17 protein-coding genes, 2 tRNA genes and 1 other RNA gene are annotated in these 14,420 nt (G+C 68.5%); 10 read left to right on the top strand and 10 right to left on the bottom strand.

Annotated features, from left to right (window positions below; all coding sequences use genetic code 11):
- Nucleotides 1-10: 10 nt before the first annotated feature.
- Nucleotides 11-106: signal recognition particle sRNA small type (gene ffs / locus IMZ11_RS15045), an RNA gene on the bottom strand.
- 84 nt (nucleotides 107-190) lie between these two features.
- Between ffs and IMZ11_RS15040 the strand changes: the two genes are divergently transcribed.
- From IMZ11_RS15040 to IMZ11_RS15030, 3 genes are all read left to right on the top strand, one after another.
- Nucleotides 191-276 (top strand) — tRNA-Ser (locus IMZ11_RS15040).
- A 402-nt stretch (nucleotides 277-678) separates the two neighbouring features.
- Complete coding sequence (locus IMZ11_RS15035; protein WP_228641795.1) at nucleotides 679-1,536, top strand: neutral zinc metallopeptidase; 858 nt, start codon at nucleotides 679-681, stop codon at nucleotides 1,534-1,536.
- Between the two features lie 48 nt (nucleotides 1,537-1,584).
- Complete coding sequence (locus IMZ11_RS15030) at nucleotides 1,585-1,881, top strand: type II toxin-antitoxin system VapB family antitoxin (RefSeq protein ID WP_061256192.1); 297 nt, start codon at nucleotides 1,585-1,587, stop codon at nucleotides 1,879-1,881.
- 456 nt (nucleotides 1,882-2,337) lie between these two features.
- Here IMZ11_RS15030 and IMZ11_RS15025 read toward each other — a convergent pair whose 3' ends face one another.
- The 6 genes from IMZ11_RS15025 to IMZ11_RS15000 all read right to left on the bottom strand — a co-directional run bounded on the left by IMZ11_RS15025 (nucleotide 2,338) and on the right by IMZ11_RS15000 (nucleotide 4,709).
- Nucleotides 2,338-2,634 carry a hypothetical protein gene (locus tag IMZ11_RS15025; protein ID WP_228641793.1) on the bottom strand — a complete coding sequence of 99 codons (297 nt, stop codon included), beginning with the start codon at nucleotides 2,632-2,634 and terminating at the stop codon, nucleotides 2,338-2,340.
- 208 nt (nucleotides 2,635-2,842) lie between these two features.
- Nucleotides 2,843-3,031 carry a hypothetical protein gene (locus tag IMZ11_RS15020; RefSeq protein WP_228641791.1) on the bottom strand — a complete coding sequence of 63 codons (189 nt, stop codon included), beginning with the start codon at nucleotides 3,029-3,031 and terminating at the stop codon, nucleotides 2,843-2,845.
- 98 nt (nucleotides 3,032-3,129) lie between these two features.
- Nucleotides 3,130-3,217, bottom strand: a tRNA-Ser gene (locus IMZ11_RS15015).
- Nucleotides 3,218-3,261: 44 nt separating this feature from the next.
- The gene (tadA, locus tag IMZ11_RS15010; RefSeq protein WP_228641848.1) at nucleotides 3,262-3,696 is read right to left on the bottom strand and encodes a tRNA adenosine(34) deaminase TadA; all 435 of its coding nucleotides are present in this window, start codon (nucleotides 3,694-3,696) and stop codon (nucleotides 3,262-3,264) included.
- A 29-nt stretch (nucleotides 3,697-3,725) separates the two neighbouring features.
- Nucleotides 3,726-4,205 (bottom strand): tRNA adenosine deaminase-associated protein, encoded by a 480-nt coding sequence (locus IMZ11_RS15005; protein WP_228641789.1) that lies wholly within the window; start codon nucleotides 4,203-4,205, stop codon nucleotides 3,726-3,728.
- Between the two features lie 15 nt (nucleotides 4,206-4,220).
- Complete coding sequence (locus IMZ11_RS15000; RefSeq protein ID WP_374462274.1) at nucleotides 4,221-4,709, bottom strand: tRNA adenosine deaminase-associated protein; 489 nt, start codon at nucleotides 4,707-4,709, stop codon at nucleotides 4,221-4,223.
- Between the two features lie 139 nt (nucleotides 4,710-4,848).
- Here IMZ11_RS15000 and upp point away from each other — a divergent pair, with 139 nt between their 5' ends.
- From upp to IMZ11_RS14970, 6 genes are all read left to right on the top strand, one after another.
- Nucleotides 4,849-5,487 carry a uracil phosphoribosyltransferase gene (gene upp / locus IMZ11_RS14995; RefSeq protein WP_061256184.1) on the top strand — a complete coding sequence of 213 codons (639 nt, stop codon included), beginning with the start codon at nucleotides 4,849-4,851 and terminating at the stop codon, nucleotides 5,485-5,487.
- 113 nt (nucleotides 5,488-5,600) lie between these two features.
- Nucleotides 5,601-5,819: a hypothetical protein gene (locus IMZ11_RS14990; RefSeq protein WP_061256182.1), complete on the top strand. Its 219-nt coding sequence runs from the start codon at nucleotides 5,601-5,603 to the stop codon at nucleotides 5,817-5,819.
- A 73-nt stretch (nucleotides 5,820-5,892) separates the two neighbouring features.
- Nucleotides 5,893-6,069 carry a hypothetical protein gene (locus IMZ11_RS14985; protein WP_228641787.1) on the top strand — a complete coding sequence of 59 codons (177 nt, stop codon included), beginning with the start codon at nucleotides 5,893-5,895 and terminating at the stop codon, nucleotides 6,067-6,069.
- Complete coding sequence (locus tag IMZ11_RS14980; protein WP_228641785.1) at nucleotides 6,066-6,596, top strand: PH domain-containing protein; 531 nt, start codon at nucleotides 6,066-6,068, stop codon at nucleotides 6,594-6,596. The genes IMZ11_RS14985 and IMZ11_RS14980 overlap by 4 nt, the downstream gene beginning before the upstream one ends.
- Before the next feature lie 121 nt (nucleotides 6,597-6,717).
- The gene (locus IMZ11_RS14975; RefSeq protein WP_228641783.1) at nucleotides 6,718-8,046 is read left to right on the top strand and encodes a helix-turn-helix transcriptional regulator; all 1,329 of its coding nucleotides are present in this window, start codon (nucleotides 6,718-6,720) and stop codon (nucleotides 8,044-8,046) included.
- A gap of 96 nt (nucleotides 8,047-8,142) precedes the next feature.
- Nucleotides 8,143-8,832: a FadR/GntR family transcriptional regulator gene (locus IMZ11_RS14970; protein WP_061256176.1), complete on the top strand. Its 690-nt coding sequence runs from the start codon at nucleotides 8,143-8,145 to the stop codon at nucleotides 8,830-8,832.
- A 37-nt stretch (nucleotides 8,833-8,869) separates the two neighbouring features.
- Here IMZ11_RS14970 and dnaN read toward each other — a convergent pair whose 3' ends face one another.
- The 3 genes from dnaN to IMZ11_RS14955 form a co-directional block, all read right to left on the bottom strand.
- On the bottom strand, nucleotides 8,870-9,982 hold the full coding sequence (dnaN, locus tag IMZ11_RS14965) for a DNA polymerase III subunit beta (protein ID WP_228641781.1): 1,113 nt from the start codon (nucleotides 9,980-9,982) through the stop codon (nucleotides 8,870-8,872).
- A gap of 223 nt (nucleotides 9,983-10,205) precedes the next feature.
- Nucleotides 10,206-10,865, bottom strand: coding sequence for a response regulator transcription factor (locus tag IMZ11_RS14960; RefSeq protein ID WP_228641779.1), 660 nt, complete (start codon nucleotides 10,863-10,865; stop codon nucleotides 10,206-10,208).
- 279 nt (nucleotides 10,866-11,144) lie between these two features.
- Nucleotides 11,145-12,566 (bottom strand): histidine kinase, encoded by a 1,422-nt coding sequence (locus IMZ11_RS14955; RefSeq protein ID WP_228641777.1) that lies wholly within the window; start codon nucleotides 12,564-12,566, stop codon nucleotides 11,145-11,147.
- Between the two features lie 383 nt (nucleotides 12,567-12,949).
- Here IMZ11_RS14955 and IMZ11_RS14950 point away from each other — a divergent pair, with 383 nt between their 5' ends.
- Nucleotides 12,950-14,410: a S9 family peptidase gene (locus IMZ11_RS14950; RefSeq protein WP_228641774.1), complete on the top strand. Its 1,461-nt coding sequence runs from the start codon at nucleotides 12,950-12,952 to the stop codon at nucleotides 14,408-14,410.
- The last annotated feature ends 10 nt before the right edge of the window (nucleotides 14,411-14,420 follow it).

Genomic DNA, 14,420 nt, shown 5'->3' with positions numbered 1-14,420 from the left:
GTTTCCCAAACTCAGAGACCCCCCGCACACCCGCCAGAGCCCGCTTATCCTTGCTGCCTTCCGGCCCTGGGGAGGTTCACAGGATGACGCCGCGCGAGGGGTCCGCAGACAGTCTAACCACTCCCAGGGGATGCCGACGCCCGGAAAACTGTGGTCACCACATGTCGGAAAGTCCGCTAAGCTTTTCGGCGGAGGATTCGCCTAGTTGGCCTAGGGCGCACGCTTGGAAAGCGTGTTGGGGGCAACCCCTCACGAGTTCGAATCTCGTATCCTCCGCGCTTGGTTGAGCAGCAAGAACACGAAGGGCCCGGTCCATCCAACCGGGCCCTTCGTGCTGTTCCGGACCAGTTTCGGGTCTCGCTTCGCTCGCCACGACCTTCACTCGCCACGACCTTCACTCGCCACGATCTTCGATCGCCGTGACCTTCGCTCCCCGCGACGCCTGGCGGCTCACGTGACGCGTCTCGGATCGGGAGTTGCTCGTACCGCACCCCAAGCAGCCTGCGGGTGATGACCGCGAGGCCCGGGAAGCCCACCCGCCGGCGAATTCCGCGATGATCGCCAGTCCGCCGAGGACAACCGACAAGTAGTAATGATCTCGTACATGCGGGGCATCACGGCTGTGGCTAACATCGGCATGCGCACGAGGACCACGCGCACACTGGGGAGCGTCGCGGAATGGATTTCGATGACCGGGCCGAACTCGACGCGTCACAGGTGGACGATGTCGGCTCGAGCGGCATGTCACGCGGTGGCGGTCTCGCGATCGGCGGCGGAGCGGTCGGCATCGTCGTGCTCGTCCTCGCCCTGGTCTTCGGCGTCGACCCGTCAAAGCTCCTGAGCGACGACAGCCCACCCGCGCAGACCGGGCGGTCCGGCGATCTCTCCGCCCAGTGCAAGACCGGCGCGGATGCCGACCAGTCCGAGAAGTGCCGGGTCGTCGGAGTCGTCAACAGCCTCCAGAAGTACTGGAAGGGCCAGGTCGACGGTTACCAGCAGGCCAAGACGACGTTGTTCACCGGCGCCATCCGGACCGGCTGCGGCGCCGCCGACTCCTCGGTCGGACCCTTCTACTGCTCCGCCGACCGGCGGATCTACCTCGACCTCGGCTTCTTCGACGAGTTGCACAGCCAGTTCGGCGCCGAGGGCGGCCCGTTCGCCCAGGCGTACGTGATCGCCCACGAGTACGGCCACCATGTGCAGAACCTTCTCGGCGACATCGCGAAAGGCACCGGCCAGGGAGCATCGAGCGGGTCCGTACGGCTTGAGCTCCAGGCCGACTGCTACGCCGGCGTCTGGGCGAAGAACGCCGTGAGCACCGGCTTCTACGCCAAGCCCTTCGACGACACCGACATCCGGCAGGCGCTCGACGCCGCCGCCGCCGTCGGGGACGACCGCATCCAGGAGAAGGCGCGGGGTCGAGTCAGCCCGGAGAACTTCACGCACGGCACGTCCGCCCAACGAATGAAATGGTTCAAGAAGGGCTACAGCACCGGCGATCCGCGCCGCTGCGACACCTTCTCCGGAGCCGTCTGACGAGATCCCGGAGGTCGAGGCGCGGCTTTCTCTCCTAGACTACGTACCGTGATCTTTAAGTTGGTCGGCGACGGACGCCCTTACCCCGAGCACGGCCTGTCGAATCGCGAATGGGCCCAGATCCCTCCGCGTCAGGTCAGGCTGGACACGCTGATCACCACGAAGGCGGTTCTGGATCTGCACTCGCTCCTCGCCAAGGACTCCACGTTCTACGGCGACCTGTTCCCCCACGTGGTCCAGTGGAACGGCGACCTCTACCTTGAGGACGGCCTGCACCGGGCACTGCGCGCCGCGCTCCACCAGCGTTCCGTGCTGCACGCCCGGGTGCTCGAACTCGCACACTGACTGGCGGCCGCCGAACCGGCACCCGCGAAACCGAACACGAACCAACCCGAAACAGCGCGAAACAGAGAAGCCGCCGACCTGCTGCTGGGTTGGAAGTCCCAGCCGACCTACACCGCGGCGAGGAGTGCCGGGATCCGACGCGTCCAGTAGGTCGCGCCCTCGAGGAGCCGCCCCTGCTCACCCTTCACAGGTGAGCAGGGGCGGTTCCATCGTTCTTGGAAGCGCGTACCCGGCAGCAACCGCACGCCTCAGGGGTGTGGACGGTACGCACTGACGCGTACCCCTGCGTATCTCTTCAGATGCCCTGACGCGCGCCCGCGTGCAGTGTGGGGGACAACAAGCGGCAGTAGGCCGCACGAAGCCCCTGACCCGCGCCCGCGCGTAGCGTGGGCTCGGGATCTACCGGTCCTGGCAAGAGCACCCCCGCCTTCGGGCGGGGGTGCCTTCGCGTTGTGCTCAGCGGCTACACGAGATGGTGATCGTGGCCACGTAGACGTTCCCGTCGAAGTCGAGGGTCGAGCCGACCCCCTGGCATTGGATGCTGGTGAACCCTGCGGCGGCGGCCTGCGCGTAGGCGTCGGCCCGGGCCATCGTGATCGCTGGGGGCGGCTTGAGGCCGGCCCCGTTCCCCTCGAACTCCTGGGTCTCCTGAACGCCGGCGATGGACTGGACGGCGGCCGAGGCCGGGGCGGTGGCACCGGCCAGTGCCACGATGGCCAGGACCACCCCGATCATGACTCTTCTGAGTGACATGTGCTGTCCCCTTTTTTGAGGTGTCTCGCAAAAGGGGCGTTCCATGGCGTTCCTGGCGTTCCATGGCGTTCCATGGGGAGGGTCTTCGTCGTATCTGGCTACTCGCCGAGCGCGATTTCCTCTGCCCACCGCTGTGCGTCGTATTCGTCCCCGTCGTCCCGGAGCCGGGTCGGGCGTCTCGGCCTCCTGGGCGACGCGGTCGCCCGTGTCAGCCCTTCGGGTAGCCCTCGGGTCGTCGGTCGCCGTGTGCCTCGACGAGGCCCTTGAAGATCCTGGCCGTACGCCGGTCGTAGCAGGTTTCGCCGTCGCGGGCCCCAGCGCGGGTGCCGCCTTCGCGCCAGGCGACGCGCCAGCTATCGACGCCCGCCTTGCCGATCCGTTCCTCGATGGATGCCATCGGAGTCCCTTCGGCGGAGGGGATGTCACCGCTGTGCCCATGGCGGTAAAGCAAAAGAGCCGCTGACCTGTACACGCAGGTCAGCGGCTCTTTCTTGCTGGCGGTGGCGGTGGGATTTGAACCCACGGTAGGTTGCCCTACACACGCTTTCGAGGCGTGCGCCCTCGGCCACTAGGCGACGCCACCGCGGATCAGCTTACCGGACAAACACCCATGCCCGCGCATCGGTTTCAGAGCCGGCGCTCGGCGAAGAAGTCCGTCAGCACAGCGGCACACTCCGCGGCCAGGATCCCGCGCACGACCTCGGGCCGGTGGTTGAGCCGGCGATCCCGCACGACGTCCCAGAGCGAACCCACGGCCCCCGCCTTGTCGTCGTCCGCGCCGTACACGATGCGATCGACACGGGACAGCACGGCGGCGCCCGCGCACATCGTGCAGGGTTCGAGGGTGACGACCAGCGTGCACCCGCTGAGCCGCCACTCGCCGCGTGCCGCGGCGGCGGAGCGCAGCGCCAAAATCTCCGCGTGGGCGGTGGGATCCCCGGCGGCCTCCCGGTCGTTGCCCGCCTCGGCCAGGATCGCGCCGTCGGCGTCCAGCACGACGGCGCCGACGGGGACATCGCCCCGTTCCCCCGCGCGTACGGCCTGCGCGAGCGCGAGCCGCATGGCCGCCTCGAACTCCGAGGACGGTCCGGTCACCGCAAGCGGTCGAGCTCGTCGGCGAAGAACAGCCGCTCGGCGATCACGGAGAGGACGTCGGCGGGCAGGCCCTCTTCCATGCTCAGCTCGAGAAGCTCGTCGGAGCCCACCCCGAGGTCCGCGAGCAGCTCGAAGTCGCCGGCGGGCCGCACACCGAGATCGGATGCCTCCTTGTCGACCGCGACACCGGCGAGCTCGGTGAAGATCTCGCCGAGCGGATCGGTCAGTCCGGCCTGCGCGTCGGAGAGGAACACTCGCAGGTCCAGGTCGTTCTCATAGCGGACGATGGCGAACCACTCGTCCTCGACCTCGACACAGAGCAGAACGAGTTCGTCGCCTTCGAGGGCGAGCGCCTCCTGCACGGCGTCGCCCAGGTCGTCGGCGATCTCGGCGTTGCCGAGATCGACCTCGGCACCGGTCCAGCCGCCGTCGACCTTCACGAAGGCGGCGGAGAAGAGGTTGGATCTCGAGGGCATGGCCGGGCTCCGAGGTCAGCCGATGGCGGCGTCGACGGCACGTTCAAACGGCTGGGAGAAGCCCAGCCGCGCGGCGATGCTGGACAGCACCTCATCGGGAAGCAGGTCGAGGTCTCCGGAGAGCGCGCCGAGCTCCATCTCGTCGAGCCCCAGGTCGGCGAAGATCGACAGATCGCCGGCGGGTAGCACGCTGTCCAGCTCTTCCTCTTCTGGGACGGGGACATCGAGGTATTCAAGGACCTGCTGCGCGAGCGGCCAGTCCCAGGAAGCAGTGATATCTGACAGGAAAACGCTCACACGCTCACCAAAGACACGTAGCGCCACGAAGAAGTCATCCCCCACGGCGACAAGGCCAATCGTGGTGCCCATGCTCGGCGTCTGGCGAAGCGCATGGATCAGCCCGTGCAGATCAGAGGTCAGTCCCACCGGCAGCATCTCGGCTTCCCAGCGGTCATCCTCGCGATAGACCACGATGGCGAAGTCCAGCGCGTCCTCGTCTGTCATCGTCATCCCCACCGATGCGGTCCCAACGTCAGGCAATCGTCCCAGAATCCGGTCCCCACCGTACGGCTTCCGCGCCAAATTGTGATCAAAACCGGCGGTGACGTTCGTCCCTATTGCGAAGGACGGTACCTTCTGTGGCATGGAAAGCCTCGTCGTTGACCATCCCCTCGTCGCCCACAAGCTGACCACGCTGCGTGACGTCCGTACGGACTCGCCGACGTTCCGCCGTCTGGCCGACGAACTGGTGACACTCCTCGCGTACGAGGCGACCCGCGACGTCCGCATCACGGACGTGACCGTGCAGACCCCCCTCGCCCCCGCCCACGGCGTGCGGCTGGCGCGCCCGGCTCCCCTCGTCGTGCCGATCCTGCGGGCCGGCCTGGGCATGCTCGACGGCATGATGCGCCTGCTCCCCACGGCCGAGGTCGGCTTCCTCGGCATGATCCGCGACGAGTCCACGCTCCAGGCGCAGACCTACGCCACCCGCCTGCCCGAGGACCTCTCCGGCCGTCAGTGCTACGTGCTCGACCCGATGCTGGCCACGGGCGGCACGCTCGGCGCGGCGATCCAGTTCCTCTTCGACCGCGGCGCCGAGGACGTCACCGCGCTCTGCCTGCTCGCGGCCCCCGAAGGGGTGGCGTACCTGGACGAGATGTTCCAGGGCTCGGGCAAGCCGATCCGCGTGGTGACGGCGGGCATGGACGAGCGTCTCAACGAGAACGGGTACATCGTCCCGGGTCTCGGCGACGCCGGAGACCGCCTCTACGGCGTCGTCTGATTTTTCGCAGACTTTCCCGCGTCTAGTTACGTCATGTACCCGGTTGGGTACGTAGAGTAATGACGACGTGTCTTTGCGTTCCCGTTCGCCGGGACCGCTCATCAGGGGGAGTCATGAGTCAGCTTCCGCATGGCGGACGCTACGAGCTGGTCGAGGCCGCGCTCAGGGACGAGTTCGCGGGGGTTCACCCGGCCGCCACCGTGACGCGGTGCATCGAGGTCGCCCATCACGGGGCCGTCGAGGTCACCGGCCACGCATATCCCGCACTGGTGGAGCGGATCGCGCGCAAGCACCTTCAGGTTCTCGCCGTGGCCGCCGAAGGGCGCGGATAGACCGTCGACACAGAAGCCGGTTCTTCCGGTTTTACCGCTTTACCGAAGTAGGCGCCTGGGTAATCTATTGGTCATGGGAGTGGTGACGGCGGTGCAGGGCAAGAAGATTCTCAAGTGGAGCGCGATCGGGCTGGTGGCCTTCTACCTGTTGTCGAGGCCGACTGACGCAGCGCAAACCGTACAGGGAGCTGTGAACGGCGTCGTGAAGGCGGCAGACTCGATGGCACAGTTCTTCGCTCGGCTGACATGAGACTAGTGACCCACGGGGACTCCGCCCCGTCGTCGGTCAACCGTTACCTCCTCCCCCACGAACACCAGGTCATCATGGTGCGGCGCCACCCCGCCGTGCTCCTCAGGCCGGTCGCCGAGATCTTCGGCGGCCTCATCCTGGCGGGTCTGCTCAGCAAATGGCTGAGCGACGCAGGAGGCAGCGAGGCGCTCGTCATCGTGTGGTGGGCCTGGCTGTTGCTCCTCATCCGCTTCGTCTGGAAGGTCGCGGAGTGGTCGGTCGACTACTTCGTGGTCACGTCCCAGCGCATGCTCCTCACCACGGGCCTGATCACTCGCAAGGTCGCGATGATGCCACTGGCGAAAGTCACCGACATGAGCTTCCAGCGCTCACTGCTGGGCCGGATGCTCGGTTACGGAGAATTCGTCATGGAGTCGGCCGGCCAGGATCAGGCCCTCCGGTCGGTTCCCTACATCCCCTACCCGGAGACCTTGTATCTCGAGGTCTGTCAGATGATCTTCCCGAGCAAGGACGACGGGGACGACTGATGAGTCGTGAAGCTGTGATCGAACCTTCACCGCGGCGATTCCTGACCGAGGGTTACACGATTCGCTAGCTTCATGCCATTATGACGTGACCATTGACCATTTTCCCGCCCTGAGAGATCAGATGCCGAGTCAGGGAACCATCGGTGACCGCGTCCGCGGACTGCGGTTGAGCAGGCGCATGTCTCAGGCCCAGCTGGCCGGACCCGACCTTTCCGACAGTTATGTCTCGCTCATCGAGTCCGGAAAGCGGACGCCGACGCCAGTCGTGGCGCGGCTGCTCGCCGAACGGCTCGGGTGCACCACCGAGTTCCTCCTGCACGGGATCGAACCACGGCAACGCATCGACACCGAGCTGGGGCTCCGCCACGCCCAGCTCGAGCTCTTCCACGGCGATCCGGCAATTGCGGCCGACCGTTTCGGCGACATTGTCAAGGCAGCCGGCGAGGAGAACGCCATGCTCGCCGCGCACGCCCAGCTCGGTCTGGCGCGCGCGCTGGAGGCCCAGGGCCTCACCGGATCCGCGGTGGAGGCATACGAGCGGCTGCGCCGGGAGGCGACCGCGCACCCCGAGCGCCTCGCCGATCTCCCCATCACCGTGGCGCTGTGCCGCTGCTACCAGAGGGCGGGCGACATGCTGCGCGCTCAGGATCTGGGCGCGCTGGCGCTGTCGCAGGTGGAACCACTCGGCATCGACCAGGGCGATCTGGCGATGGAGCTCGCCGACGCGCTCGCCGAGACGGAGACCGGCCTGCCCTATGTCGAGCGTGTCCTGGCCGCGCACGAGACCCACGGGTGCGCCGACCGCAGCGACGAGGTGATGGCTCTCTGGCAGGCCAGCGTCACCGCCTCCGAGGGTGAGGACTCGGCCCTCGCCGTACAGCTCGCGGAGGACGCGATCGCGACCGGAAGGTCCGGACGGCTGGCGCTCCGCTTCGCCCGTATCGCGATGAACTGGGCGAGGGCCACCACGGCGGGCCCAGTGGACGCCGATTTGGACCGAGCCAACGAGTTCGCCACGTCCGCGACGACGATCTTCGCCGGTTTCCCCGGCCGGGTGCTGGAGCACGCACGCAGCCTGATCGTGTTGTCCCATGTGCGCTTCCGCTCGGGTGACACGCAGACGGCGTCGGATTTCGCGGCCCGCGCGCTCAACCTCCTGAGCGGGGTACGGGGGACGGTGCCGGCCACGGCCCATCTGGTGCTGGCCGAGATCGCTTTGGCACGCTCCCAGGACGCCCTTCCTGCCCTCCGGCAGGCTCAGGAGTTGCTGGAGTCCGTGAGTGCCGGCATCGACAGGGAGACCGCTCGCGCGTGGCGCCAGCTGGGCGACCTCTGGGGCCAGGCCGGTTCTGGCGACGAGCAGGCCAGGGCGTATCGTAGAGCCCTTGAAGCCGTCGGAGTCCGCGCCAACATGCCCGGGTCAACCGCATCGGCGGCACTCGTTCGATAAGTCTCCCCTGAGCTCGCGACTCGTTCGGGGGCTCTGGAATAATTAGGGTCGACCGGTCATTGACTCATGGGATGACTGTCCCCCGAGGAGGCGGATGTGAGCCTGCGTACTGCGCAACGGGCATCACTGGTCGACCAGGTGATCGATCAGCTCAAGGAGCAGATCACCTCTGGGGCCTGGCAGATGAACGCCAAGATCCCCACCGAGACCGTACTGGCGGAGCACCTCGGCGTCGGCCGGAACACGGTGCGCGAGGCGGTCAGAGCCCTTACCCATGCCGGGCTGCTCGAGTGCCGTCAGGGCGACGGCACCTACGTCCGGGCCACGAGCGAGTTGTCCGGCGCCATGGCTCGGCGGCTGCGTGCCGCCGAACAGCTGGAGATCCTGGAAGTGCGGCGGGCGTTCGAGGTGGAGGCCGCCCGCCTCGCGGCGACCAGGCGCACGGCCGCGGACATCGAGGCGATCGAGAAGGCCCTCGCCAAGCGTGAGGAGACCTGGGCCGGCGGGCACGTCGACGCGTTCGTGGAGGCCGACCTGGCCTTCCACATCGCGGTCGTCCAGGCGACGCACAACCAGGTGCTGATGGACCTGTACGGCGACTTCGCGGCGGCCCTGCGCGCCAGCATCGCGGCGGCGGGCGGCTCGCTCAAGCAGAACTACATCCCTCACGACGCCATCGTCCGCGCGATCGCGGCCGGAGACGCCGCGGCGGCCGAGCGGGCGGGTCACGCCTGTATCGAGCACATCCTGATCGCGCTCACCGACTCACAGGACCTCGCGGGCTGACGCCCGGACCTCGCGGGATGCCCCCGGGCCGGGGGCATCAGCCCTGACGCAGCGACATCACCAGGTAGCGGAAGTCGGGATCGTCGCCCTCGTTGGAGATGAGCGCCGGCCGGGTGGGCGAGTCCATGCTGATGCGGGCGTGCTCCGTCTCCACCCCGGCCAGGCCGTCGAGCAGGAAGTGCGGCTGGAACGCGATCTGGATGTCGTCTCCCGCGAACTGGGCGTCCACGACCTCCGCGCCACGGCCGATGTCACCCCCACCCGCCTGGATGAGGCACCTGCCGTCGGCCGAACCTCCCTCGCCTGCGGAGAAGGAGAGCCGGATCGCCGTGTTCCGCTCGGCCACCAGGGCCACCCGCTTGATCGCCTCGATGAAGGGCGCGACCCGCACCTCCGCGTGCATTGTCCAGTCGCTGGTGAGCCGGGAGCGGTAGTCGATGAACTGCTCGTCGAGCAGCCGGACCGTGGTCGTGCGCCCCTGGCTCTCGAACCCCGCGACGCTGTCGCCCAGACCGATGGACACCTCGCCGCCCCGCAGCGAGCGGGCGACGTCGACCAGCACCCTGGCGGGCACCACTGCGGCGTGTTGTTCTCCGTCCCGGGCGGGATGCCAGAGGAAGTCGCGCCCCGCGATGCGATAGCGGTCGGTGGCGGCCATGGACACCGTGACACCGTCGACGTCGATGCGGATGCCGGTGAGCATGGGGAGCGTCTCGTCGCGGCTCGACGCGGCGGCGACCTGGCCGATCGCGGTGGCGAACACGCCCCCGCCGACCGCCCCGATCTTCGGCGGCATCACGGGCAGGGACGGGAAATCCTCGGCAGGCATGGTGATCAGGCCGAACTCGGCGCTGCCACAGGTCAGCAGGGCCTCGGCGCCGTCGAGGGCGATCTGCACGGGCTCGTTGGGCAGGCTCCTGGTGATCTCCGCGAGCACCTTGCCCGGGATCAGCGCTCGGCCGGGCTCGGCCACGTCGGCCTCGATCACTGCTTGGGCCGAGACCTCATAGTCGAACGCGGAGATCCGCAGGCCGTCCCCCGCCTCCAGCAGCAGACCCGAGAGCACCGGCACGGCCGGGCGCCCGGGCAGGACACGGGCCGCCCACGCCACCGCGTCGGCGAGGACATCACGGTTCACCTGAAACTTCACGGGACCTCCTGTGCACGCCGTACCTGCCTGGTAAAGGTACCGGGCGGCACCGACAGAACGCCTCCCACTGATGCTTTCCGGCAAGGGCGGATCCTGCGGATCTCCGCCGCGGCGTCGGCACCGGCTGGGCGACCGTGGTAAGCCGGGCCGATCTCCTCAACCTCTTCCGCACGCTCGGCGCGAAGCTGCCGCAGAAACCCGTGGCAGGCCGGGCGATACGTCCCTAGCGGTTTCCCGGCTGCAGAAGGCCGGACTCGTACGCGACGACGACGGCCTGGACCCGGTCGCGCAGACCCAGTTTCGTGAGCACGTTGCTGACGTGTGTCTTGACCGTGTGCTCGCTGACCACCAGTTCGGCGGCGATCTCGGCGTTGGAGAGACCGCGCCCGAGGAGGAGCAGCGTCTCCCGCTCACGCTCGGTGAGAACGTCGAGTCCCACCGGTGACACCGCGGGACGTCTCCTGCTGCGCACCATGTCGTCGATCAGCCTGCGGGTCACCGCCGGGGCCAGGAGGGAATCGCCCGCCGCCACCACGCGTACCGCGTGCACGAGGTCGTCTCTGCGAACGTCCTTGAGGAGGAAGCCGCTCGCCCCTGCGTGCAGGGCGTCGTAGACGTAGTCGTCCTGGTCGAAGGTGGTCAGCATGAGGACCTTCGTGCCGGTCTCGCCGCAGACCACGCGGGCGGCCTCGATGCCGTCCATGCGGGGCATGCGGATGTCGAGCAGCAGTACATCGGGCCGGTGACGGCGGACCGCCTCGATCGCCTCGACTCCGTCACCCGCCTCCGCGACCACTGACATGTCTGGTTGGGAGTCGAGGATCATGGCGAAGCCGCTGCGGACCAGTTCCTGGTCGTCGGCCACCACAAGGTTGATGGTCACGTGGTCACCTTGCCAGAATCCCACCTAAACCGGGCAACACGGGAACTACCCTGACGGGCTCCCTCTTGCCCGCTCCCTCCTACGATCTGCTCCCTCCTACGATCTGCTCCCTTCGCCCGTCTGCCCGGCCGCCCGTTTCCTCCGCCCGTCTGCCCGGCCGCCTCTTCCGTGACCGTTTGCTCCGCCCGCCTGCCGCCGCTTTCGTGGGCACTTCCCCAGGCTGGTTCCAGGGCTGCGGGCTCCTGCGTGGCGCCTACTCGAGTTCTTACGCGGGAGTTCTTACGCACTTGTGAGGGGAAGCCGTACGGACACCTGGAAGCCGCGTTCGCGGCCGGGTGGGGTACCGAAAGTGGCGGTGCCGCCGCAGGCCGTAGCCCGCTCCCTGATCCCGATCAGCCCGTTACCACCGGAGAATCCCGGCCCGCGCAGATCTGTGCTCCGCTGAACGCCGGACCTGCGCGAGAGGTCGGTGTCGCGCAGATCCGTGCCGCGCAGATCTGTGCTCCGCTGAGCGTCGGACCTGCGCGAGAGGTCGGTGCCGCGTAGATCCGTGCCCCGCTTAACGTCGAACCCGCCCGAGAGGTCGGTGTCGCGTAGATCGGGGCGGCGCGGGTCGGTGCCGCGCAGACGGGTGCGGCGGAGGAAGTCGGCGCCGCGCGACTCGGGGCTGCCCGGCCCGCCGTGGCCACGGTCGTGGGTGCTCGGAGCGGCGCCTCTACCGTCGTCGGCGACGGTGATGACCAGGGCATCCTCCGACCAGTCGAGCCTGACCTCCGCCTCGGTGGCGGCGGCGTGCTTGACCATGTTGGTGAGGCATTCCTGGACGATCCGATAGGCGGCGATCTCCGCGTCCGGCGACAGGGCGAGCGGCTCCCCCACGGTCGTCAGCGACACCCGTGGCCCTGTCTCGCCGACTCTGCCGACCAGCTCGGGAATCCGGTCGAGGGTCGGCTGGGGGTCCCTGGGGCCCTCGGTTTCCTTCAGCAGGCCGAGCATCCGGCGGAGCTGCGCCATCGCCTCCCTGCCCGCCGCGCCGATCGCGTCGAAGGCGGCCTCCGCCCGGTCCGGATTGGTCCGTACGGCGACCGGGCCGGCCTCCGCCTGTACCACCATGATGCTGACCGCGTGGGCGAGGATGTCGTGCATGTCCCGGGCGATCCTGGCCCGCTCACGTTCGGCGGCGCGCTCCGCCTCGATCTCGCGCTCGCGTTCCAGCTGTGCGGCCCGCTCCTCCAAGACTTTCGTGTACGTCTGGTGCACGGCTACCGCCCGGCCGAGGGCGTAGGCGGCGGCCCATGTCAGCAGGCCGCGGACCAGGGTGGGGACCGAGCCGACCGTGACGGCCACACCCGGCACCATGACCAGGATGATCAGCAGGCGCTGCCAGCGCGGCGCGAGTTGGGCGACCGTGTACGTGGCGACGAGCTGGCCGTACCAGAGAGGCTGCGAGGGGATGTCCGGATCGTTGAGCGAGTACGCGGCGGTCGCCATGAGGATCGCCAGGAGCACGGCGAAGGGGTATCTACGGCGCACGATCAGCGGCAGCGCGGTGCCGACGACCGGGAGGTACTCCAGGACCGTCCACGGCTCCGGGCCGGCCATCCGCCTCGTGTAGAAGAACGGGACCGACTGGGCGGCGAGCACCACAGCCGTCAGTACGGCGTCGACCCCGAGTGGAGGAAGCGCCCGAAGTCGCGCCATAAGTGACATAGCGCCCAAGTATTGCGGGCGTGCCACGCGGATCCCTCCCTCGCGCGAGGGATCTCCTTCTGGGAGGCATCCGTCGCGTTACGGAGCGGGAAGACCGCTCGCACCGGCGATCTCACGGAGTGCCTCGCCGGGAAACCATGAGGACGTCGCGTTCCACGGCACAACGGACAGCGCGATGAACGACGCCCCCACATCGCTCTCCATCACCCGAAGTCGCCTCACGTGGCCTGAAGTCGCTTCACATGGCACGAAGTCGCTTCACCTTGCCCTACCTAAGCCACCCGATGTCGTCCGCTGTCGTCCGCTGTCGTCCGCTGTCACTTCACGTCGCTCACATCGCCTTTCCCGATGTCTCGCACCCCTCGGAGCACCCCTTGAAGATCACATTCGGCGCCGCGTACCTCACGCTGGCCCTCGCCGCCGCTGCGCCCTCCGTGATGGTCCCGACCACCACCGCGCAGGCCGCCGCCGCGAAGATCTCGAACACGGCCGCCACAAAGACCGCCGGCGCCACCACGACGGCCACGACGACCACGGCGGCCACGACGACAGGCGCGGCCGGGCTCAAGACCGCCGACGTGAGCTTCCGCACGGGCGACGGGCAGACGCTCGGCGGGCGGATCTTCGAACCCGCGAACGCCACCGGCAGGCTGCCCGGCCTGCTGCTCGTCCACGGGTCGGGCCAGGGCAACCGGTGGAGCGAGCTCCAGAAGGAGGCCGAGGAGTTCGCCAAGCAGGGCATGGTGGTGCTGGCGCCGGACAAGCGGAGCGTCGGCTACTCCAAGATGAAGCGGGACTACTCCCAGCTCGCCGACGACGCGCTGAGGGCCTTCGCCGTCCTACGGGACCGTCCCGAGGTGGACCCGGCGAAGGCCGGCATCTGGGGCCTCAGCGAAGGCGGTTGGGTGGCGCCGCTCGCCGTCACCCGTACCTCGGACATCAAGTTCATGATCACGGTGGGCGGGCCCGGCTTGGAGCCGCTGCGCACTCAGGCGTGGAACATGACCAACAAGGTGGACAGGGCCGGCATCCGGGGCTCGGTCCAGGACCTGCTCAACAGGAACTTCTACCGCTTCGGTGCGGATGCCGGGCTGTTCCCCGAGGCTCACTACGACCCCGTACCGACGCTGAAGAAGATCCGACAGCCGGTGCTCGCCCTGTGGGGAGCCGAGGACAACCAGGTCCCCCCGGCGGAGAGTGCGGAGATCTTTCGCGCGACGATTCCGGGAAGTGTGACGATCAGGTTCTTCCCCGGCGCCCCGCACGCGCTGTGGGCCGGGGGGCGTGAGAGGGCCGACGAACTGGTGCCCGGCTACGCCGAGACCGTGGGGTCCTGGGTCCGCGACGTCACCGGCGGACACCTCCCGGCGTCGAGCGCCGACCCGCTGCCCGCGCAGCCGGTCAGGAGCGTGCCGCTCCCGGAGTCGGCGTGGTGGGAGGGCTGGCAGGCCCAGCTCCTCGTGCTGGTGCTGCTGGTCGCGGCGTTCATGACCTATCCGGTGGCCGCTCTGGTCCGTCGCCGCCGGGGTGGCGCCGGCGGTTCCTGGCCCGCCCGGATCCTCGCGGCGTCCGGTCTCGTCGGCGTACCCCTCTTCATCTACGCGGTCGTGTCGATGTTCGGTTCCGCCAACGGCCACGGCATCGACCTCGGCCCGCTGCTCGCCGGTCGGCCGATCCTGTGGCTGGTCGTGCAGTTCCTGGCCTTCACGACCCTCGTCACGACCGCCGTCGCGGCCACGCAGTGGCGTACGGCGCGGCTCCGCGAGCGGGTACTGATCGCCGGGGGCGTCCTGTTCGTCCCCTGGGCGCTCTACTGGGGCCTGCTGCTCCCCTGACCCATCTCTA

Origin of the sequence: Microtetraspora sp. AC03309 (assembly GCF_020826795.1) — a bacterium.
Classification (GTDB): Bacteria; Actinomycetota; Actinomycetes; order Streptosporangiales; family Streptosporangiaceae; genus Microtetraspora; species Microtetraspora glauca.
This window is presented reverse-complemented; position numbering and strand designations above follow the sequence as displayed.